The organism is Marinobacter sp. JSM 1782161 (assembly GCF_011421605.1).
Classification (GTDB): Bacteria; Pseudomonadota; Gammaproteobacteria; order Pseudomonadales; family Oleiphilaceae; genus Marinobacter_A; species Marinobacter_A bohaiensis.
The window spans coordinates 2,152,326-2,170,709 of sequence record NZ_WSSA01000002.1; the positions used below are offsets into that span (position 1 = coordinate 2,152,326).

Genomic DNA, 18,384 nt, shown 5'->3' on the forward strand with positions numbered 1-18,384 from the left:
TTAGTCCTCTTTTTCCCAAGCATCAAGCACGTCTCTGAGTCGCTTTTTATCACGTGGCTCCATATTCTGATAGCGTCTAAAAAATGCTTTATCTTCCACCGACTCATCAGGATAGGTGGCTTCTGCCTCCCAAAGATACTCGGGAGTAACCCCCAGAGCCTTAGCAATGCTGTTTAGCTTTTCGGCAGAAGGCTTAGGTTTGTCGCGGTTCTCCAATTCCCAGATATAGCTCTTACTTGATTCGGTCAACCTAGCGAGAGCCTCAAGGCTGATTTTGAGCTGGGTCCGACGCGCTCTTATTTTCTCACCTAGTGGCGATGCCATGGATTCTCCTCCACAAATGAGCTGCCGATACTACCTGTACACCGAACGATTCTCTACCTCTTGACAGAATAGCATAACCGTGAGAGGCTCGAAGCTGTGTTCGGTACACCGAACGAAAAAGTATTCATGGGGAGAATTGAAAATGACGAACGAACGAAACAATCAAGTAGCATCGGGTGATCCATGCATTGGTAATGGAGCTTCGGTATCAATCAATGGTCAAGCTATAGCTCTGGACGATCCGACACCGACCCCGCGTCAGTTGCTCCAGCGCAGCGGCTTCAGCCCAGCTACGGAATATCTGTTCCTAGAGTGGCCATCAAACGGCCCTACGAAATCGCTAGGCCTTGATGAGTCGCTCTATTTGAGCGTTGGTGAAAATCGTTTCTTCGCTTTCAAGACAGATGCAGCATTCTTTTTCACATTGGACGGCGTACGCTACGAGTGGAAAAAAGAGCTAACGGGTGAAGAACTGAGACGTGTGGCTCGTGTTCCAGAGAACCGTCAAGTGCGCTTGGACTTGAAGCACAAGAAGGACCAACTATTCCCAGCCAACGAGGAAGTCAGCCTCGGTGACAATGGCGTTGAACGCTTCTATACCGTGAAAAAAACTTGGAAGCTTGATGTCCAGGGGGAGTTAATTACTTGGAATAGTCCGACTATTTCCGTAAGGGATGCACTCACTCAGGCGAGTTTTGATCCAAACAAGTCTTGGATTATTACTTTGAAAGTGAATGGGCAGGGAAAGCAAAAAGTAAAAGTTGATGACATCATCGACCTTACCACGCCCGGTATTGAGAGGCTCCGTGTACTGAAAGGCGAGGTAAATAATGGGGAGGCTCCTCCCCGGCGGCAGTTTGATCTCTTGCCTAAAGACAATGCTTACTTGGATAGGCAGAATCTCTACTGGGAAACACTTTGTAACGGCGGTCGTTGGCTGTTATTAAAAAGCTATCCATTGCCAACAGGATACAATTATTCATCCTGCAACATCGCAATCTCCATCCCGAATCAATATCCGGATGCGAAGCTGGATATGTTCTTCTGCGATCCTCCGTTGGCTCTTAAGAATGGCAGGGCCATACCCAGAACAGAATCAATGCAAACGATTGAGGGCAGGAGCTTTCAGCGGTGGTCTCGACACCCAACTGCCCCCTGGAATCCTAGCGAGGACTCAATTCGGACTCACATGGCATTAATCGATGAGTCGATAAACCGGGAGGTAGAAGCATGAAAAGCTCCACCTCTACGTTGGTTATTTCAGGTAAGCATTATCACCAACTGATCCATCATCTTTTTCCTGGCGACGGCAAGGAGGCCGCCGCCATATTACTCTGTTCAAGGATTCAAAATCCTAGGCTCAGGATGATGGTAAGGAATGTCCATTATGTCCCTCATGATGAATGTGATCGGAAGAGGGATTACCTGACTTGGCCTGGCCAACATATCGAGGATTGCTTGACCGAAGCTGAGAACGACGACTTATCATTGATTCTGGTCCATTCGCATCCTGGAGGTCTTCGGCAATTCTCTAGCACTGACGATGCCTCCGATCTTGAAATCATGAAATCGCTGTTTCTGGACAGATCTGCTGGCCGGCAGGGTGAGATGTTTCACGGATCAGCCATAATGACGCCGGATGGGTGGATGGCTGCACGTGTCTACAACTATAAATCGCAACGGATTGATCTCGACCTGGTGAATATTGTCGGGGACGAGCTTCTCTACTTTTATAAGCATGAGGAGCTGAATCGGCCTGTGCTTCCGTTCTCTTCAGGTATGCGGGACAGATTACAAGAAATGCACGTCGGCGTGGTTGGTATCTCGGGGACTGGCTCTGTGGTATCCGAACAACTGTTGAGGCTGGGCGTTGGTAAGCTCACGGTAGTAGATCATGATGTTGTTGAGCCAAAGAACCTGAATCGCATTCTCAACTCTACTCACGAGGACGCCGCTCAGGACGAAGCTAAAGTTAAGGTGTTCCAGCGCCACGCTCGGAAGGTGTTCCCTGAGAGCCTTGTCTGTGCCATATGTCATGAAGTAGGTACTCAAGAGGCTATTAGAGCGTTAACCGGAGTGGATGTCGTCTTTAGCTGCGTTGACACCTTACATGGACGCAATATCTGTCAACGATTATCAACTTCTTTGCTGATCCCTTTATTCGATGTTGGTGTCGTTATTCCGGTGAGGGAAAATTCCAGTGGCGATATTGTCATTCAAGAGATCCAGGGGCGCATAGATTACATCCAACCTGGAGGGTCATCCTTAGATACGCGAGGTGTATATACGCCAGAAGACCTGAGTGCAGAGTTTCTACGGGAGAGTGATCCAGAAGGGTTTGAGCGGCAAGCTGAGGAAGGCTACATGCCGGGGCTTGATGAAGAAGCTCCGTCCGTTATTACCGTGAACATGAGAGCGGCGAGTATGGTTGTTCAGGAATTTCTGGCGAGGACTTTTCCATATCGCCTTGATGGAAATCGGCAGTGCGCGAGAACTCTTTTTAGTCTCGCAACTGAAGAGACCGACTACTTCACGGAAGATGAGTTTGAACCCAGCAATAGTCCACAATTTGCCGCCGCGTTGAAAAGCCCGCTTCTGGGGCTGCCTGCTTTGGGGAGGGCCAAATGGGACTGCTGAAAAACTGGCTCCACAAAGTTTTAGCATTCTTTTCTTCAAGACCCTCCCTGTTATCGGTGGAAATAATTAAGGGGGACGTGTTTCCTAAGCAAGTACCAAAGGGGCGGATCGTTCTACTGGAGGATGATGGCTTTTATGCTGTTGCGTTTCTTTGCCCTTGTGGCTGCGGAGAGAGCATCGAGCTTATGGTCATGGACGGGGTTAATCCTAGGTGGTCTATCGAGATCGATAAGCGTGGTAAACCCACACTTTCTCCTTCCATTTGGCGGACTGCGGGGTGTCGCTCCCACTTTTGGGTCAGGCACGGCCAGGTTGTTTGGTGCAATTAGGTGGTAATGACCCAATTAAACAAGACTCGGGGTCAAACAAGACTCGGGGTCAGGTCTTGCGTTTTGCCCCTGCCATACAGATAGCAAAAGGCAAGACCTGACCCTGGGCATTCCAGTTGCCTACTCAAAGTTCTGGGAAATGAATTCTGAAAGGTTAGCTATATCCTCATCACTCAAATCTCGCGCATTCGGAATCATCAGCGCGGAGTTTGCGCCCACCCTCTCGCCGGCTCTGTAGGTTTCAAGACGGGATTTAAGGTAGTTCGCGTCACGACCTGCAAGGGATGGAAAACTGGCCATGCCTTTGGCCGTAGGGCCGTGACACTGGGCACAATTATTCGAATACAGTGTTTTGCCCGCCTCCTGATCCGCCGCCTGCAGAGGTGTGCAGAGCAACGATATGGTCATCGCACACGTCACAATACGTACCACGGTTTTTCCTCACATATTTTGTGGCACCCGCACTGCCCCGTGGCAGTGCGGGTGCCCGTTTACTCTGCGGTAAACCGATGAATCTGACCTTCATCAACCGCAGCATAGAGAGAACCGTCCGGCCCCATCACCAGGCTCCGGAAACGGGCCGGGCCGGCTGAAAGAGGCATCTCTTTGTTATCCATGATGGTTGGCCCCCACGGCATCAGGTCGATGACGTTAATACGCTGGCCCACCGGCGTACCACCAAAGCCAATGCCTAGGAAACTGACAACCAGGCGACCATTCCAGTCACCCCACTGCTCACCCTCCAGGAAAGCCGCACTGCTGATGCCCTGAGAATAATTGTCGTTGGTCCACAGTGGCCTCATGGCATCCGGGTAGGTTTCATAATCGGTCATCGGCATGTATTTCCTTCTTTCTTCAGGGTCCATGCCTTCGTTCTGGTTTGGCTGATAGCCGCAGTAGTTGTCAGGACAATCATCACGCCCCGCCATGTTAGGTCGGGGGTCCCACCCACTATTTCCACCGGGCACCAGGGCATTTACTTCATCGGTATGCCATGGGCCATGCTCGGTGATAATGGGCTGATGAGTTTGCGGATGAAATGCAATGCCCTGAACGTTGCGGTGGCCGTAGGTGAAAGTGCGAGCGTCGAATCCATCAGGTAACGCGTCAACATTCATCGGAGCTGCCTTGCCATCACGGTCAATACGCAGAACCTTGGAGCCGAGATTGTCTCCGAATTGCGGCAGGCTGCTGTTGTGGTTGTCACCTGTGGTCACGTAGAGGAAACCATCACCCGGATTAAAGCGGATGCGCCCTCCATTATGAGCGCCGGCGTCACCGAAGGGGTGATCTGTGGGAGCCTGCTTGTACGGAATGTTCTCAACGATGTCTGTACGGTTTGAGACACTGGAAAAATCATCGCTGACAGACAGTCGTACCACACGGTTCGTTGCAGGATCGTCGCCCATACGGGAGGCGGAATAAACAAAGACAGTTCTGTTGCTGTCGAAGTTGGGGTCGAGAGCCACACCATTCATGCCCGCTTGTCCGTTACAGAACAGATCGTCGGCGGTCACGGAATAGCCGTCGGTGCCTCCCATACCTAGGAGGTTATTGACCGTACCATCCGGGAGTCGGACCGAGAGGCCTTTACACTTTTCAGTAAAAAACATGGTTCCATCAGACAGGAAGGCCATGTCCCAGGGGTTTTCGAGGCCTTCCATGAACACAGTTTGGCTGATTTGGGGCGCCTGGGCCTGTAGGCTCATCGGCAAACCGAACAACACCGACGAGGCTGCCACGACACCCACATAACGTATGGAGGAGGATTTTTTCATGATTGTTGGACCATCCGTGCTGTTTTTGTGCTTTAGGAAAACACCACATAAACAAGATTAGATCTGGCTAAAAATTCGTCAACCCTGTCCCTTATCCCCCCGGAGGCCTTTCCGGTTAAAGGGGTCGGTTAAAGGGGGCAGAGTGCATTAATTTCTCAGCGGAGAGTTTGTGTAGCCAGCCTCCCGGCGGCCAGGCGCGCGCGGGCTATGGGTTGAATGAAAGGCGCTAAACGACCGGAGGCGGGTCCGGTAGCCGCCGCTCTCGTTATAGGATACGTTGTCCCGCATGGGGCACTGGTTGAGCGACGGTCCGTTATCTCGGTTCACGCGTTGCAGCCGTCCGCTCTTTTCCAACCTCCTCACCACCGGGCGCTCATCATGAATGCGGATAAAGCTAAGAAGCGTATCGCAAAGCAGGTCAAGAAAGGCTTCCATGGCTACCCGTTGATTTCACTGGAGTACTTTGGAGAAACGCCGGATCGGGCATCGGAAGTCGTCATCTCATTTATCGCTGAAGAGAACGCCGAACCCCAGAAGCAGACCTTCGTGAGCGGCAAGGACGCCCGGGAGGACGAGGCGATTCTGTCGGCTCTTGTGAAAATCATTGAGCGAGCGGATGCCCAAACCGTGGCAGAACAGGAAGGCGTTTCCATCCTTCACTAACAGACGGTCCATGAGGCTCACGGGCAGGTCTTGCGTTTTGCCCCGGCAAGGCAAGCAAAAGACAAGACCTGACCCCGCTGATAGATCGCTCCTCACCTGCCCCCGACTTACCCACTCAGCGGCGCCCCGCCAAAGCAACTTCAGGATCCACGCTTCACCCAGGAATACGGGCAATCACCTTGATCTCGAAGTCGAACCCCGCCAGCCAGTTCACGCCGAGCGCGGTCCAGTTTGGGTACGGCGCTTCCGGAAAAATATCGCCTTTCACGGCCATGACTGTGTCGAACTGGTTTTCCGGATCGGTGTGGAAGGTTGTCAGGTCGACGATGTCCTCCAACCCGCATCCCGCCGCTTTCAGGGTCGCCTTGAGATTGTCGAAAGCGAGACGGACCTGGGCTTCGAAGTCCGGCTCCGGTGAGGCGTCGCTGCGGCTGCCGACCTGCCCGGAGACGAACAGCAGATCGCCGGATTTGATCGCGGCTGAATAACCATGCTTGTTGTAGAGGTCATGCCGACCGGCCGGGAAAATGGTTTCACGTTGGGTCATGTCAAAATGCTCCTGTGGTGGGTCGATCCCGACCCTGAATGGATCCTGGGAAAACTTTATCCATCCGCTATGGGTGGATAAACGGCGCTTTTCGAAACACACTGTTTGCAGGTAACAAACAATCGTGGGGCGCAGGAAGAACAATGGATCGGCTCAATGCCATGCGGGCCTTTGTCCGGGTTGTGGAAACGGGCAGCTTTACCAGGGCCGCGGACACGCTCCACATGAGCAAGACCAGCGTGACGCAGCACGTGCAGTACCTGGAGGCCCGGCTGCGGGTGAAACTGCTCAACCGCACCACGCGCAAGGTGAACGTGACGGCCGCCGGCGCCACCTATTACGACCGTGTGGTCAAGCTGCTGGCCGACCTGGACGACGCCGAAACAGGCCTGTCCAACGCCTCGGCGCTGCCCCGGGGCCGACTGCGCGTGGACGTGCCCAGCCCCCTGGCCCGCCTGATCCTGATTCCCGCACTGCCCGGGTTCCGTGAGCAGTACCCCGACATCCAGCTGGAACTGGGCGTCAGTGACCGGGTGGTGGATCTGATTGAGGACGGGGTGGACTGCGTCGTCCGGGGCGGGGAGATCACCGAGGCCTCGTTGGTGGCCCGTCGGGTGGGCGAATTGCCGATCGGCGTTTACGCGGCGCCGAGCTATCTGGAAAGCGCCGGGACGCCTGAACACCCGCAGGATCTGGCGACGCCCGATCACTACACCGTGGGGTTCACCTGGACCTCCACCGGCTTCTTTCCCTCGGTGATGCGTCGCGACGGCGAAGTGGTCAAAACCCAGGGGCATCACGCCGTCGCCGTCGACGACGGCAACGCCTACCTGGCCGCCGGCGTGGCTGGTCTCGGAGTGCTGTGGTTGCCGGACTACATGGCCCGGGACCCCGTCACGCGGGGCGAACTGGTGCGGTTATTCGATGGCTGGCACATGGACCCGATCCCGCTGTACGTGGCGTTTCCGTCCAATCGGTACATCAGTACGAAACTGCGGGTGTTCATCGACTGGGTCGCCGAGCTGATGGCCGAGCATGCCCCTGTTGCGACACTCCGCGCGCAGGATGCGGGACACCTTTAATCTGGTGTTCCCGTCCGGGGTGATTAAGGGGGTCGGTGATTAAGGGGGCGATTAAAGGGGTCAGAGTGCATTAACTTTAAGAGTGCATTAACTTTGATCAGCCACGAGTGATTCGGGGCCAGATAACGACCCAACCACTACCCCACAAGGAGGGCTCAAAGGTGATGGAGCACTTACTGCCTCTCGAAGGCGAATGCCGATGCGGCAAGGTGGGCATCCGTGTCGATGCGCCGCCGATCCTGACCATGGCCTGCCACTGCACCGGGTGCCAGAAGATGAGTGCCAGCGCGTACTCGCTGACGGCGGCCATTCCTCGCGATGCCTTTTCCGTGACACGCGGCGATCCCGTCATCGGCGGCCTCCGCGGCCCGGATGCCCGGCACTTCTTCTGCCCGGATTGCATGACCTGGATGTTCACCCGGTTCGATGCCGCCCTGCCCTTCGTGAACGTCCGCCCCACCCTGCTGGACGACTGCGGGTGGTTCGTGCCGTTTATCGAAACCTACACCTCCGAGAAATTGCCCTGGGCGAGCACTCCGGCTGCCCATAGTTTTGAGGCATTTCCGCCGCCCGAATCCTTCGAAAGCCTCGCGGGGGAGTACGCGCAGAGTATCCGGCGGTATTAGTGCGAGCAGGACGGGTCAGCCGGCGACAAACAGCGACTACACGTACCCGGAACGCTGCCAGACAAATCAAGAGAGCAGCGGGGCTCACGTCCCGGCTCCCTCAGTAATCAGTAGTCTCGAAATAGTCAGTGGTCCCGGCACTCCCTACACGCTCACGGCTGGCGGCATTGCGATCACTCACCGGCGGACGTCCAAACATTCGGGCGTATTCCCGGCTGAATTGGGAGACGCTCTGGTACCCTACGTCAAAGGCCGCCCGGCTTGCCGTTTTGCCTTTTTCCAACATCTGTCGCCGCGCCTCGATCAGTCGCAGCTGTTTCTGGAACTGCAATGGCGTGACAGAGGTAACGGCTCGGAAATGCCTGTGGAACGCGGATCGCCCCATACCAGCCTCAGCGGCGAGTTGATCAATCGAGAGGTGATCGGCATATGCCCGGTGCAGAAGAGCGATAGCGCGGCCAATCCGTCGGACCTGGCCGTCCGGTAGGCCCAACTCGCCAATCGCCCGCCCATGCTTCCCCATCAGCAGCCAATAATGGATCTCACGCACCAATTGGTGTTGCAGCACGGCCAGGGAGTCAGGCCGATCCAGCAGTTTAACCAGTCGAAACACGGCCTGCTCAAGATCGGCATCGGGAGATTCACCGCTGTTCTTCGACCGCGTTGTGATTGTGGCTATTACCCTGTTCAGGTCGGCTATCACCGTGGGTTCCAGCACCAAGGCCACCGCGAGGTAAGGTTTTGCAATGGTCGCTTCGCTGATTCGGCTCACAGTCGGCGCGCTGGTGGTGACGATCATCGAATCCCCGGCCGTAAATGCATGGTCCCGGCCGCCGATCGATACGCGCTTGGCACCCTGGAGCACAAGGCACAACAGCGGCTTGACGATGGCGTGTTCAAGCTCTGTCGGCGACGTGCCCTCCACCAGGTGCAAACCGGGTACAGATGTCATGGCAATGCCAGTGCCATCGGCATGCTTTCGGGTATAGCTGTGAACGATCTGGAGCAGAGAAGTTGTCATGTCCGATTCTTGCCGCAAACCCACAGCGGCGTAAACCGAAAGTGGACAATCAGGCAAAACAGAACGAGCTTCAGGCACCCTGCGTCCGGTCGCTGTCACTAGAGTGGGAACCTCATCATAGGAGGAAGACCATGAAAGACACCCGAGATTCAGAAACACAAAAAAATGCCCGTCGCCCGGGTCCAATCCCGCATCCGTCTCCGGCTCAACCGGCTCGCCCACACCGGGGCGTCGAGGTTCTCGGAGACCACGGCGATGAGGGCCGTAAAGCCTTCTATATCCATATCGAAGCGCTCCCCGGCATGGAGTCCGATGTGGTCCGGATGTTAGAGGACATTCTTCGATGCGTGCAGGATGAACCCGCAACCGGTCCCTGGTATGCCGTGCGTTATTCCCGGTCGACCTTCGGGATTTTTGAGGTTTTTCCGGATCTGGCTGGCCGTCAGGCCCATGTGGATGGTGGTGGGGGCGATATCTTTCGGGACGTGGAGCGGATGAATGCCATCCTCGCCTATCCGGCACAGGTTTATCGCGTGGATGTACTATTGGGCAAGGAAGTATTCGCTTAGTCGACTCTGGGTCAGCGCAAAGCTCCGGGGCGGGCACCATTCTGGAGAACGATACACCTTCGCGAAGGGCGTGCCGTCGTTTGCCTGGGTCACTTGCCGAGCAACCATCGCTGGTCCACGATGGCAGGTCCATTCCCTGCCTGGAGACCCGCATGAACGCGAATGCACCTGTCGTCATGGTCAGTGGCGCCAACCGCGGCATGGGCGCTGTCATCGCCGACACTCTGCACGCTGCTGGTTGGCGGGTCAGCCTCGGCTGCCGCACGCCGCCCTCTTCGCCGCCTGATGACGACCAGTGTCGTGTTTTCCACTACGACGCACTGGATGACGACAGCGGCCGAGCTTGGGTCGGCTCGACTATCTCCGCCTTTGGCCGGATCGATGCAGTGGTCAACAACGCCGGCATTCTCAGTCGTTCGTCCGTGCTCGAAGCCAGCGGCGATGAATTCGACCGCATCATGGCGGTAAACGCCAAGGCACCGATGCTGCTGACCCAGCACGCCTGGCCCCACTTAATCGAAGCGCCCCAGGGCAAAGTGGTCACGATCACGTCGTTGTCTGGCAAACGGGTGAAATCGGCGGCTTCCGGGCTCTACGCCATGAGCAAGTTCGCCGCCCAGGCCTTTGTTCATGGTCTTCGCCAATGCAGCGCCGACACGCGAGTGCGCGCCACGGCCATCTGCCCGGGCCCGGTCGCTACCGATATGGCCATCGAAGGCGGTCTGGATGGCGACCACATTACTCGCCCCGATGAAGTAGCGCAGGTCGTCAGGCTGGTACTTGAGCTACCGCCCAGCGCCGCGATTGCGGAGGTACCCATTCACTGGCAGGTGGAAAGCACGGTCTGATAGGGATCTAAAGGGGTCTGAGTAAATAAACATACCAATCGGTCTCGGCCTTTTCGGCCGGGTCGCTCTTGATCTCTAACAGTCGACGAGACAACCGTGGCGATATCCAATGAATGCGCCCCTACCCTGGTTGCCTCGAACATTCCAGAACACCAGCACCTGGAATCCCTCAAGCACGGCTTTGCCCACCATGCGCCCGGGGTCCAGCTCCGCGTGTGCCACCTTGAGGTTATCGGCGATGATGGTGCCCAGGCGCTTGCCGGCGATCGCGCGGACCGGAAACCGGAGCCTCATTAGCCTGCCTGAGTCAAGGCATCGCACGAAAACGGACAGATTTCTTCTAGTGCTCGGGTTTGGACTGCCAACCCGGCAAAATATTTCTGTCCCGGTTTTCCTTTCAACGACGCACGACGCTGACATAGCCCCCGCTCATCATCGAAAACCAAGCAGGTGCGGGCTGGCCGACTCTGCTCGCAAAGTGAGACACCTCAGCTTGGGGCCTTCGGCAAAGAATCACTTACCGCTGTGATCACCGCAATCACGCCGGACAACACAAGTCCGGGCGACTACATCGAATCAAGGCCGCACGAGGACTTTCCCGATAACCCTGGAGAACTCCAACGCCTCGTGAGCCTCGACAATGTCATCCAGAGGATTGCTCAGGCCGATATGCGGCGAGTAGGCTCCGGCCTCAAGGCATGCGTTGATATCCACTATCGCGCTCTGCTTAACCTCCTTGGGTACGTTATAGATGTAGACGAAACGGAAAACACAACCATGCATCATGGCCTTTAGCAATGGGACAGGAAGTTCATCCGTCGCACTCCCTGTTGCATAGGCACTAATAACACCACCTTGGGACAGGCAGCCGAGGTTCACGTCGAGATTGGACTTCAGAGCGACATCGACAATGCGGTCAACGCCCAGCCCTCCCGTTGCGTCCATAATCCGGCTCGCAACATCGTCCGACTGTCTGCGGAGGACCACATCCGCGCCATTCGCCTCAGCGATAGCAGCCTGCTCATCGCTCATCACCGTTGTTGCGACCCACGCCCCCGCCCACTTCGCCAACTGAATCGCAGCTGTTCCGACGACCCCGGCACCGCCGTGAACCAGTACGTGGCGGTCTTTAAGGTTGCCATCGGCAAACAGACAACGGTGGGCTGTAAGCGCGGGAATCCCCAACGAGGCCCCAACCTCAAAAGTCGTCGTATGGGGCAAGTGAACGGCCTGATCGGAAGGCACTACGACGAACTCGGCCGCCGTCCCCATCGACCGGCCAAACTGGGCCTCGTAGACCCAAACCCGCTCACCCAGTCTATCGGACGAGACACCTTCGCCGATCGCGTCAATCACGCCGGCGCCATCCTGATGGGGAATGATCCGCGGGTAAGGCATTCCCGCAGAGAAGCCGGTTCTCGCCTTAACATCGGTCGGATTTATTCCGGATACGTGAACCCGTATGCGCACCTCATTCGGACCTGGTTCTGGCATGGATAATTCACCGACAACCAGAACGTCACGGGCGTTGCCCTGAGCCTCATAATAGGCGGCTTTCATAAAATTCTCCTTCTACTCCCAATGCGATGAATGTACACGGCCCTGGCACGAACCGCGCTTAGAAGGCATTTTATGCTGCTGCATATTTATTGATAAGTAGGCACATTATTGTTATATAGGGATAATATATATACTAATGAAGCTAGCCAAACATGAAAAAACAGGAAGCAGCAGGATACCGATGCACCGTGGAAGCGACGGTTGCCGTGGCGGGCGGCAAATGGAAACCGCTGATCATTTACTACTTGTTAAGCGGAACCAAACGATTTGGTGAGCTTCGCAAGCTCATTGGCGGAGTGAGCCAGCGGTCGCTGACGTTGCAGCTTCGAGAACTTGAGACTCATGGCATCGTTTCCCGCGAGGTGTTTGCGGAAGTACCGCCTCGCGTCGAATATTCGCTCACGGACATTGGACTGACGCTTGCCCCGGTACTTGAGGCAATGAAAGAGTGGGGAGACAGCTACATCATCTGGCAACAAGCCAGCGGACGGGAAAGCGGGTCGGAATAACCGGCCTTTCCACTCCGGCACGCGGGCACCACCTGACGTTGGCGATCATTCATCGTCCGGCCTCCTCCATTCCAGCCCAACGATGAGTCAGGTTAACCTCTGACACGATGACTATTTCGTGGATTCATTCAATCCAACGGTGCCTGACAGGTAAATCGTGACCTGCACCCTACAAGCCTGGGAAATAACATGGCCAATCTACGATCCCTGGACCTTAACCTGTTGGTCGTCCTGCATGCTCTGCTCGATGAGCAACACGTCACACGGGCAGCGCGACGCCTGGCACTGTCGCAACCTGCCACCAGTAATGCCCTGGAAAGGTGCCGACATATTTTCAATGACCCATTGCTGGAACGCGTCGCCGGCGAGATGCGACTGACCGCCAAGGCCAGATCTCTGCGAGAGCCCCTATCCCAAGCATTAGCTGCGATATCGGCCGTTGTGGAAGCGCCCGAAATCAAACTATCCCAGATTCGTCAGACAGTGCGCCTGGTCATGGCGGATCAGCCAGGCCTGACTGTCATAACAAGCCTTCTATCCCGGCTGAACAGCAGTGCTCCGTTGGTAAACCTCGCGTTACTCCCTTGGCACGGGAGTCAGGATGCCCTTCATCGCCTGGAAAGTGGCGAGGCTGATATTGCTATTTCGACGTTCTCCGCCTTACCGCCAAAGTTTCATCGCATAACTATTGGACAACAGGACTATGTGGTCGCCATGCGTGCGGAGCATCCTGCCAGTCAGGCATTCAACATGGAAAAGTGGTTGGCCTGGCCGCACGTTGTTGTTTCAGGAAAAGGCAGTGTTCGTGGGTCACTGGAAGAAATTCTCGCTCAGCAGGGACAAACACGCCACGTTGGTGCCGTTGTCCCCAGCTTCACGATCGTCGAACCCCTGATAAAAGCATCCGATATGATTGCCACGGCCCCCATGAATTGCCTCTCCGCCCCTGAATCTCTGGCTATCTTTGCCCCACCGATCAAGATTCCCGGCTTTAGCCTGCACTTGGCCTGGCATACGCGACGAGACAGCGATCCAGTCGTTCAGCATGTGATCAAGACGCTGCAAAGTCTTTTTAGAGCTGAAGGAATACTTCAGGCCCCTGGCTATAAACACGCTTGAAAAAGCGGACATGAATTACTGGCGAGGAGCCGCCGGGGACGTGAGCCGGTGGCGAAGGAGATCGTTCAGCGATCCCCCAACAGGCAACGGCAAACCGCATTGGGTCTCCGTTACTCACTCAACAGCTGCTCCGTCGTCAGCACCTTACAGAACTCATTGTGCAAGCTGGCTAAATGGATGGCGCAAATCTCTTCAGCGCTGTACTCACGACCATCCGGTCCCACCCTGTTGAATGTTGCGGTGGCGTCGGACACCAGCAACGCCTTAAAACCAAGATTTCCGGCCATACGGGTGGTTGTTGATACACAGTGATCGGTCGTCAAACCAACAATAACCAGATTTTCAATGCGTTCAGATCTGAGGTGTGATTCCAGATTCGTCCCAATAAAAGCACTGTTCACAGACTTCTGAAAGACCACTTCGCCCTCGCAAGGCTCGAACTGCCGCTTGAAGGCCACTCCGGACTGATCCGCGCGTAACGGAGAGTTCGCTTCCAGGGAGCAGTGCTGGACGTGAATCACGGGACGCTTGCGCTTCCGCCAGAGACAAAGCAAGCGAGATATATTGGCTTCCGCATTTGGGTTATTCCTCGTTCCCCAGGAAGGGTCGTCAAAACCTTCCTGGACATCAATCAAGAGAAGCGCTGTGTTTGAATCTGGGTGACTATCCACGTTTTTCTCCAATCTTGGTTTGCAGCCTGAAGAGCTGCAAACCGGGTTTAATTCACCGCCCCGGACAGACGACGTTTAACGCCCCCGATCGTTCAAACCGACTGGGGCTCAGACGCCACAATCCAGTTATTTAACTGCTGCGCATAACGGCTTCCCTCGAGTTTGAGTTCGCCTGGAGACAGCCCGTTGGCCCGGTATACGATAAAGGGAGAACTCCAAGCCAAGCCACACCGGTGAGCCATGGCTCGAAGTGGCGCCAGCAATTCGAGCATGGTGAACATATTACGTCCGTTTTTACGGTAGGCCTCTGGCGTGTTGCCGGCTGTTACCGAGATCATTACAGGCAGGCCTTGCAGCCTGCGTCCCTCCGACTCGTAGCTGATGTAGAACATGTGCGTTAACACAGCATCCAGCCATGCCTGCAATATCGCCGGGGTCGCGTACCACTGCATCGGATATTGCAGAACAAGCCGGTCCGCGGCCAGCAACCGATTTACTTCGACGTCAGTGTCGATATCGCCACCGGGATAGATGCGCTGTACATCGACAATTTCAACACCGTCGATGCCGTGAATGGCAGACAAGAGACCAGCATTGGCACGAGAACGCGCGATATCAGGATGAAAAGCCAGAACAAGTGTTTTAGACATGGGATCACTCCGGTTAAAAGGTCCCATTTAGCATTGCCATGCCATAAAAATCTGTCTAATGGATAATCGGCATGCCTCACCATTGATACAGTGAATATCAAAAAAACACAGAAACGGCCCACTCTCCGCGTGTTCATCGCTCGCGGCGCCAGCACAACTCAAGATACCGTGGAACTATGCGACGGCTCAGTTCCCCACCAGCTCGAGAGCCAGCGTTTCAACAAGCTCTGCGGCCGGCCGTGCGCGGGCTAGTGGAGCGCCCTGCCCCGCCCATTGCGCAGCAAACTCGGTATTACCCAGCTTGGCTGCAGCGGCCGCCAATTGTTTGGCCGCGTCATAGGCAACGGGGTAGGCGGGCGGCTCCGGGCTGCCAGCCGCCTCGCCGTATCGCACCAACCGGTTGACGAGGCCCCGGGCCGGACGGCCGGAAAGCACTCGGGTCAGCCGGGTTGTCGCAGCCCGGGTGCTCTTGAGATTCTGACGATAGTGCTCGTTGGCGGAAGACTCCGGGCACATAATAAACGCCGTGCCCAACTGCGCGGCAGACGCGCCCAGGTCGAGCACGGCTCGAATGCCCTGCCCATCCATGATCCCGCCTGCGGCGATCACGGGCCGCCGGGCCCTTTTTACCAGCATCCGGACGAGTACGGACGTGGCCAGCCCCTCATCGTTGGCGTCCGGATCAAATATGCCACGATGTCCGCCAGCCTCTATCCCCTGCGCCACTATGGCATCGATGCCGGCCTTCTCAATGAGATCGGCTTCGTACAAATGGGTCGCGGTCGCCATCGTGTAGATGCCAGCCTGCCCCAGGGCCTGGACCCGTTCGGGCGATGGCAATCCGAAGTGAAAACTGATCACCGGTGGGCGCTGCTCAAGCAGCATGTCGAATACGTCTTCGTCTTCCAGGAAGGACGTGTAGATCTCACTGAGAGCCGCAGGGGGTTCAGCGTCGGCCTCTGCGAACAGCGGAACCAGATGCTCCAGCCAGGCGGCTTCGCGTTCCGGGTCGCGTTGGGCGGGGGCGTGGCAAAACACGTTGACGTTGAAGGGGCGGTCCGTCAAAGCACGTGTCACTTCGATTTGTTGACGCCCCTGGTCGGCTGAAACGGCACCGATCCCAATCGATCCCAGGCCGCCCGCGTTGGAGACGGCCGCGGCAAGCTGAGGCGTTGACACCCCGGCCATCGGCGCCTGGACAATCGGAAGGCGGATGCCGAGTCTGGCGACAAGTTCCTGATCGACGTTCATGGCTTTTCCTTCTGGACTTGAGAACAAACTAGATGATATATTTCCTAAAACAGAATATTTGACAGAAAAGATTCTCTCAAGAGGAAAAGCATGGATTCCGAATCACTCCGAATCTTCTGCACTGTGGCTAGCGAGTTGAGCATCACCCATGCCGCCAACCGGCTGGGGCGGGCCCCGTCCAACGTGACCACTCGTATCCAGCAACTGGAAGCGGATTTAGGCGCGGATCTGTTCGTGCGGATCGGAAAGCGATTGTCGCTGTCCGCCGCGGGCGAGGATTTTCTCGGCTATGCGAAACGCATGATGGCCCTTGAAGATGAGGCCCGGCATGTCGTCTCTGGAGGCGTGAACGGCGGTACCCTGCGCATCGGCAGCATGGAGAGCACGGCGGCGAGCCGGTTGCCTTCGGTGCTGGCCGGCTACCACGCCGGTTTCCCGGAGACACGCCTGGAACTGACCACCGGTCCATCGCGCCCGCTGCTTGAGAAGGTGCGTGCCGGCCAGCTTGATTGCGCCTTTATCGCGCTTCCGCAATCCTTTGAGAACGCTTCGGCGCTGGACGACCTGGGACTGACATCCCTAACCCTGTGGTGTGAAAATCTTCGACTACTGCTGCCCGCTCATGAATCCAGTTGCGATCAGGTCGCCGACATTCAGACGCGCTCACTGGCCGCCTTTCCCCAAGGCTGCACCTACCGCAGCATAGCCGAGCATCTGCTCGGAATGGCCGGTTCGACGTCCTGGAAAGTCCAGGAAATGGCCTCCTATCATGCGATAACGGCTTGCGTTGCAGCAGGGGCTAGCGTGGCGCTACTACCCGAGAGTGTGCTGAAGCTGACAAGTACGCCGTCCGACTGCAAAACGCTGCCAGCAGGCCATGCCGACACCCTGCTTGTCTGGCGAGAGGGCTATAACGTTCCCGCTTTTCAGCATCTGATGCAGCAACTGGACGGTGTGCGTCCGTGAACACATCGTCCACCGTGCAATCGGCCCAACGTTCCGACTGGAAATCTGCCATCCAGGCGTCCATGGTTCTGACCATTGGCATGGGCTTCGGCCGCTTTGCCTTTACGGCGATTTACCCACACATGGTGGACGAAGGGGTACTCAGCCTGCGCGGTGGCAGTTTGGCAGCCTCCGCCAATTACGCTGGCTATCTGCTGGGCGCCCTGCTCGCCGTTCGCCTTCGTGCCCACAAAGCCCACTGGTTTTGCCAACTGTCGACCCTGGGCACCGCCCTCTGCCTGGCAGTGCTCGCGCTGCTGACTTCGACCGGAGCAATTGTCGCGGTACGTGGCGTGGCTGGCCTGTTCAGTGCACTGTCCATGGTCGCTGCCTCTCTGTGGCTGCTTGAGCACCGAGGTCATTCATGGGGTGCTCCGCTGCTCTATGCTGGTGTGGGCGTCGGAATTGCCTTGTCGGCGGAGTTGCTGGTAGTGGCAGAATCGTTAGGCCTGGCCAGCGCCGGTATGTGGCTGATACTGGGCTTCGCGGCACTGATCATGGGCCTGGCGGCTGCGCCGGCCTTCCTGACAGGCGATCGTGGTAACAACACACGCCAGGGCTTACGTGAAACGACGCCTTCGAACACCGATACAACCGTCGTTGCAGCCTGGCCGCTCGTCCTGATTTATGGTCTCGCCGGCCTGGGCTATATCGTCACCGCCACCTATCTCCCGACACTGGTCAAAACCGCATTCCCCGATCTGGACCCGGCTCACGTCTGGACCGTATTCGGACTGGGCGCGGCACCGTCCTGCTATCTCTGGCATCGCGCTCACGAACGGCTGGGAACCCGTCATACCCTGCGCCTTAACCTTATCGTCCAGGCATGTGGTGTCGCCCTGCCTGTTGTTTTGGACTCGGGGGCCGGCTATCTCCTGAGCGCCCTGTTAGTTGGCGGCACGTTCATGGGCACAGTGACCATCGCCATGCCTGCAGCGCAACGTGCGGCGCGTCAGTCCGGCGCCAACCTGCTGGCGACGATGACACTGGCTTACGGCCTCGGTCAGATCATCGGGCCGCTCCTGGCGGACAGTCTGTATGCGCTGAGCCACACCTTCGCCAGCGCCTTGCTGTCCGCCGCCGTTGCCCTGGTCATCGCAACGCTCATAAGTCTTCGTCTATAAACGGTCCTGCAAGATCGATTTCATCTACCAGCGAACGCGTCCCGGGCACCAGACACTCACCTGCACACAAG

22 protein-coding genes are annotated in these 18,384 nt (G+C 56.6%); 12 read left to right on the forward strand and 10 right to left on the reverse strand.

Going from position 1 to position 18,384, the window contains the following annotated elements:
- Entirely contained in the window at positions 1–324 is a 324-nt protein-coding gene (locus tag GQB00_RS09590) for a helix-turn-helix domain-containing protein (RefSeq protein ID WP_165856045.1), read from the reverse strand.
- Between the two features lie 142 nt (positions 325–466).
- Between GQB00_RS09590 and GQB00_RS09595 the strand changes: the two genes are divergently transcribed.
- The 3 genes from GQB00_RS09595 to GQB00_RS22145 are packed head-to-tail and all read left to right on the forward strand — an operon-like array spanning position 467 to position 3,290.
- Positions 467–1,558 (forward strand): multiubiquitin domain-containing protein, encoded by a 1,092-nt coding sequence (locus GQB00_RS09595; RefSeq protein ID WP_165856046.1) that lies wholly within the window; start codon positions 467–469, stop codon positions 1,556–1,558.
- A complete protein-coding gene (locus GQB00_RS09600; RefSeq protein ID WP_165856047.1) occupies positions 1,555–2,961 on the forward strand; it encodes a ThiF family adenylyltransferase in 1,407 nt (468 codons plus the stop codon). The genes GQB00_RS09595 and GQB00_RS09600 overlap by 4 nt, the downstream gene beginning before the upstream one ends.
- Positions 2,949–3,290 (forward strand): DUF6527 family protein, encoded by a 342-nt coding sequence (locus tag GQB00_RS22145; RefSeq protein ID WP_416234146.1) that lies wholly within the window; start codon positions 2,949–2,951, stop codon positions 3,288–3,290. Before GQB00_RS09600 ends, GQB00_RS22145 begins: the two co-directional genes overlap by 13 nt.
- A 120-nt stretch (positions 3,291–3,410) precedes the next feature.
- Here GQB00_RS22145 and GQB00_RS22150 read toward each other — a convergent pair whose 3' ends face one another.
- Positions 3,411–3,698, reverse strand: a complete 288-nt coding sequence (locus tag GQB00_RS22150) for a c-type cytochrome (protein WP_165856584.1) — start codon at positions 3,696–3,698, stop codon at positions 3,411–3,413.
- An 83-nt stretch (positions 3,699–3,781) separates the two neighbouring features.
- Positions 3,782–5,068 (reverse strand): PQQ-dependent sugar dehydrogenase, encoded by a 1,287-nt coding sequence (locus GQB00_RS09610; protein ID WP_165856048.1) that lies wholly within the window; start codon positions 5,066–5,068, stop codon positions 3,782–3,784.
- 378 nt (positions 5,069–5,446) lie between these two features.
- Between GQB00_RS09610 and GQB00_RS09615 the strand changes: the two genes are divergently transcribed.
- Positions 5,447–5,731, forward strand: coding sequence for a hypothetical protein (locus GQB00_RS09615; RefSeq protein ID WP_165856049.1), 285 nt, complete (start codon positions 5,447–5,449; stop codon positions 5,729–5,731).
- Between the two features lie 154 nt (positions 5,732–5,885).
- On the opposite strand, the gene GQB00_RS09620 is transcribed toward GQB00_RS09615, so the two are convergent.
- Positions 5,886–6,278, reverse strand: coding sequence for a RidA family protein (locus tag GQB00_RS09620; RefSeq protein ID WP_165856050.1), 393 nt, complete (start codon positions 6,276–6,278; stop codon positions 5,886–5,888).
- A 143-nt stretch (positions 6,279–6,421) separates the two neighbouring features.
- Between GQB00_RS09620 and GQB00_RS09625 the strand changes: the two genes are divergently transcribed.
- Entirely contained in the window at positions 6,422–7,360 is a 939-nt protein-coding gene (locus tag GQB00_RS09625) for a LysR family transcriptional regulator (RefSeq protein ID WP_165856051.1), read from the forward strand.
- Positions 7,361–7,524: 164 nt separating this feature from the next.
- Positions 7,525–7,986 carry a GFA family protein gene (locus tag GQB00_RS09630; protein WP_207950650.1) on the forward strand — a complete coding sequence of 154 codons (462 nt, stop codon included), beginning with the start codon at positions 7,525–7,527 and terminating at the stop codon, positions 7,984–7,986.
- Between the two features lie 100 nt (positions 7,987–8,086).
- On the opposite strand, the gene GQB00_RS09635 is transcribed toward GQB00_RS09630, so the two are convergent.
- The gene (locus GQB00_RS09635; RefSeq protein ID WP_165856053.1) at positions 8,087–9,007 is read right to left on the reverse strand and encodes an AraC family transcriptional regulator; all 921 of its coding nucleotides are present in this window, start codon (positions 9,005–9,007) and stop codon (positions 8,087–8,089) included.
- 131 nt (positions 9,008–9,138) lie between these two features.
- Here GQB00_RS09635 and GQB00_RS09640 point away from each other — a divergent pair, with 131 nt between their 5' ends.
- Together GQB00_RS09640 and GQB00_RS09645 are read left to right on the forward strand one after the other, a co-directional pair.
- Positions 9,139–9,576, forward strand: a complete 438-nt coding sequence (locus GQB00_RS09640) for a hypothetical protein (protein WP_207950651.1) — start codon at positions 9,139–9,141, stop codon at positions 9,574–9,576.
- Positions 9,577–9,728: 152 nt separating this feature from the next.
- Entirely contained in the window at positions 9,729–10,424 is a 696-nt protein-coding gene (locus GQB00_RS09645) for an SDR family NAD(P)-dependent oxidoreductase (RefSeq protein ID WP_165856054.1), read from the forward strand.
- Positions 10,425–10,499: 75 nt separating this feature from the next.
- Here GQB00_RS09645 and GQB00_RS21720 read toward each other — a convergent pair whose 3' ends face one another.
- Entirely contained in the window at positions 10,500–10,718 is a 219-nt protein-coding gene (locus tag GQB00_RS21720; RefSeq protein WP_207950652.1) for a hypothetical protein, read from the reverse strand.
- A gap of 282 nt (positions 10,719–11,000) precedes the next feature.
- Positions 11,001–11,984, reverse strand: a complete 984-nt coding sequence (locus GQB00_RS09655; protein ID WP_165856055.1) for an NADPH:quinone reductase — start codon at positions 11,982–11,984, stop codon at positions 11,001–11,003.
- 152 nt (positions 11,985–12,136) lie between these two features.
- Between GQB00_RS09655 and GQB00_RS09660 the strand changes: the two genes are divergently transcribed.
- Positions 12,137–12,493 carry a winged helix-turn-helix transcriptional regulator gene (locus tag GQB00_RS09660; protein WP_165856056.1) on the forward strand — a complete coding sequence of 119 codons (357 nt, stop codon included), beginning with the start codon at positions 12,137–12,139 and terminating at the stop codon, positions 12,491–12,493.
- Positions 12,494–12,682: 189 nt separating this feature from the next.
- Complete coding sequence (locus tag GQB00_RS09665; RefSeq protein WP_165856057.1) at positions 12,683–13,612, forward strand: LysR family transcriptional regulator; 930 nt, start codon at positions 12,683–12,685, stop codon at positions 13,610–13,612.
- 110 nt (positions 13,613–13,722) lie between these two features.
- Here GQB00_RS09665 and GQB00_RS09670 read toward each other — a convergent pair whose 3' ends face one another.
- The 3 genes from GQB00_RS09670 to GQB00_RS09680 all read right to left on the reverse strand — a co-directional run bounded on the left by GQB00_RS09670 (position 13,723) and on the right by GQB00_RS09680 (position 16,184).
- The gene (locus tag GQB00_RS09670) at positions 13,723–14,283 is read right to left on the reverse strand and encodes a cysteine hydrolase family protein (protein WP_165856058.1); all 561 of its coding nucleotides are present in this window, start codon (positions 14,281–14,283) and stop codon (positions 13,723–13,725) included.
- 92 nt (positions 14,284–14,375) lie between these two features.
- Positions 14,376–14,933, reverse strand: a complete 558-nt coding sequence (locus tag GQB00_RS09675) for an NAD(P)H-dependent oxidoreductase (RefSeq protein WP_165856059.1) — start codon at positions 14,931–14,933, stop codon at positions 14,376–14,378.
- A gap of 186 nt (positions 14,934–15,119) precedes the next feature.
- A complete protein-coding gene (locus GQB00_RS09680) occupies positions 15,120–16,184 on the reverse strand; it encodes an NAD(P)H-dependent flavin oxidoreductase (RefSeq protein ID WP_165856060.1) in 1,065 nt (354 codons plus the stop codon).
- Between the two features lie 90 nt (positions 16,185–16,274).
- Here GQB00_RS09680 and GQB00_RS09685 point away from each other — a divergent pair, with 90 nt between their 5' ends.
- On the forward strand, positions 16,275–17,150 hold the full coding sequence (locus GQB00_RS09685) for a LysR family transcriptional regulator (RefSeq protein ID WP_165856061.1): 876 nt from the start codon (positions 16,275–16,277) through the stop codon (positions 17,148–17,150).
- Positions 17,147–18,313 (forward strand): YbfB/YjiJ family MFS transporter, encoded by a 1,167-nt coding sequence (locus GQB00_RS09690; RefSeq protein WP_323127265.1) that lies wholly within the window; start codon positions 17,147–17,149, stop codon positions 18,311–18,313. The genes GQB00_RS09685 and GQB00_RS09690 overlap by 4 nt, the downstream gene beginning before the upstream one ends.
- Positions 18,314–18,384 lie beyond the last annotated feature (71 nt).

What these genes read in the sequence shown, in the direction of transcription:
- GQB00_RS09600 (WP_165856047.1), top strand. Translation starts at nt 1,555, where the DNA reads ATGAAAAGCTCCACCTCTACGTTGGTTATTTCAGGTAAGCATTATCAC.
- GQB00_RS09630 (WP_207950650.1), top strand. Translation starts at nt 7,525, where the DNA reads ATGGAGCACTTACTGCCTCTCGAAGGCGAATGCCGATGCGGCAAGGTG.
- GQB00_RS22150 (WP_165856584.1), bottom strand. Translation starts at nt 3,698, where the DNA reads ATGACCATATCGTTGCTCTGCACACCTCTGCAGGCGGCGGATCAGGAG.
- GQB00_RS21720 (WP_207950652.1), bottom strand. Translation starts at nt 10,718, where the DNA reads ATGAGGCTCCGGTTTCCGGTCCGCGCGATCGCCGGCAAGCGCCTGGGC.
- GQB00_RS09645 (WP_165856054.1), top strand. Translation starts at nt 9,729, where the DNA reads ATGAACGCGAATGCACCTGTCGTCATGGTCAGTGGCGCCAACCGCGGC.
- GQB00_RS09620 (WP_165856050.1), bottom strand. Translation starts at nt 6,278, where the DNA reads ATGACCCAACGTGAAACCATTTTCCCGGCCGGTCGGCATGACCTCTAC.
- GQB00_RS09635 (WP_165856053.1), bottom strand. Translation starts at nt 9,007, where the DNA reads ATGACAACTTCTCTGCTCCAGATCGTTCACAGCTATACCCGAAAGCAT.
- GQB00_RS09660 (WP_165856056.1), top strand. Translation starts at nt 12,137, where the DNA reads ATGAAAAAACAGGAAGCAGCAGGATACCGATGCACCGTGGAAGCGACG.
- GQB00_RS09680 (WP_165856060.1), bottom strand. Translation starts at nt 16,184, where the DNA reads ATGAACGTCGATCAGGAACTTGTCGCCAGACTCGGCATCCGCCTTCCG.
- GQB00_RS22145 (WP_416234146.1), top strand. Translation starts at nt 2,949, where the DNA reads ATGGGACTGCTGAAAAACTGGCTCCACAAAGTTTTAGCATTCTTTTCT.
- GQB00_RS09685 (WP_165856061.1), top strand. Translation starts at nt 16,275, where the DNA reads ATGGATTCCGAATCACTCCGAATCTTCTGCACTGTGGCTAGCGAGTTG.
- GQB00_RS09595 (WP_165856046.1), top strand. Translation starts at nt 467, where the DNA reads ATGACGAACGAACGAAACAATCAAGTAGCATCGGGTGATCCATGCATT.
- GQB00_RS09655 (WP_165856055.1), bottom strand. Translation starts at nt 11,984, where the DNA reads ATGAAAGCCGCCTATTATGAGGCTCAGGGCAACGCCCGTGACGTTCTG.
- GQB00_RS09665 (WP_165856057.1), top strand. Translation starts at nt 12,683, where the DNA reads ATGGCCAATCTACGATCCCTGGACCTTAACCTGTTGGTCGTCCTGCAT.
- GQB00_RS09615 (WP_165856049.1), top strand. Translation starts at nt 5,447, where the DNA reads ATGAATGCGGATAAAGCTAAGAAGCGTATCGCAAAGCAGGTCAAGAAA.
- GQB00_RS09590 (WP_165856045.1), bottom strand. Translation starts at nt 324, where the DNA reads ATGGCATCGCCACTAGGTGAGAAAATAAGAGCGCGTCGGACCCAGCTC.
- GQB00_RS09675 (WP_165856059.1), bottom strand. Translation starts at nt 14,933, where the DNA reads ATGTCTAAAACACTTGTTCTGGCTTTTCATCCTGATATCGCGCGTTCT.
- GQB00_RS09625 (WP_165856051.1), top strand. Translation starts at nt 6,422, where the DNA reads ATGGATCGGCTCAATGCCATGCGGGCCTTTGTCCGGGTTGTGGAAACG.
- GQB00_RS09610 (WP_165856048.1), bottom strand. Translation starts at nt 5,068, where the DNA reads ATGAAAAAATCCTCCTCCATACGTTATGTGGGTGTCGTGGCAGCCTCG.
- GQB00_RS09640 (WP_207950651.1), top strand. Translation starts at nt 9,139, where the DNA reads ATGAAAGACACCCGAGATTCAGAAACACAAAAAAATGCCCGTCGCCCG.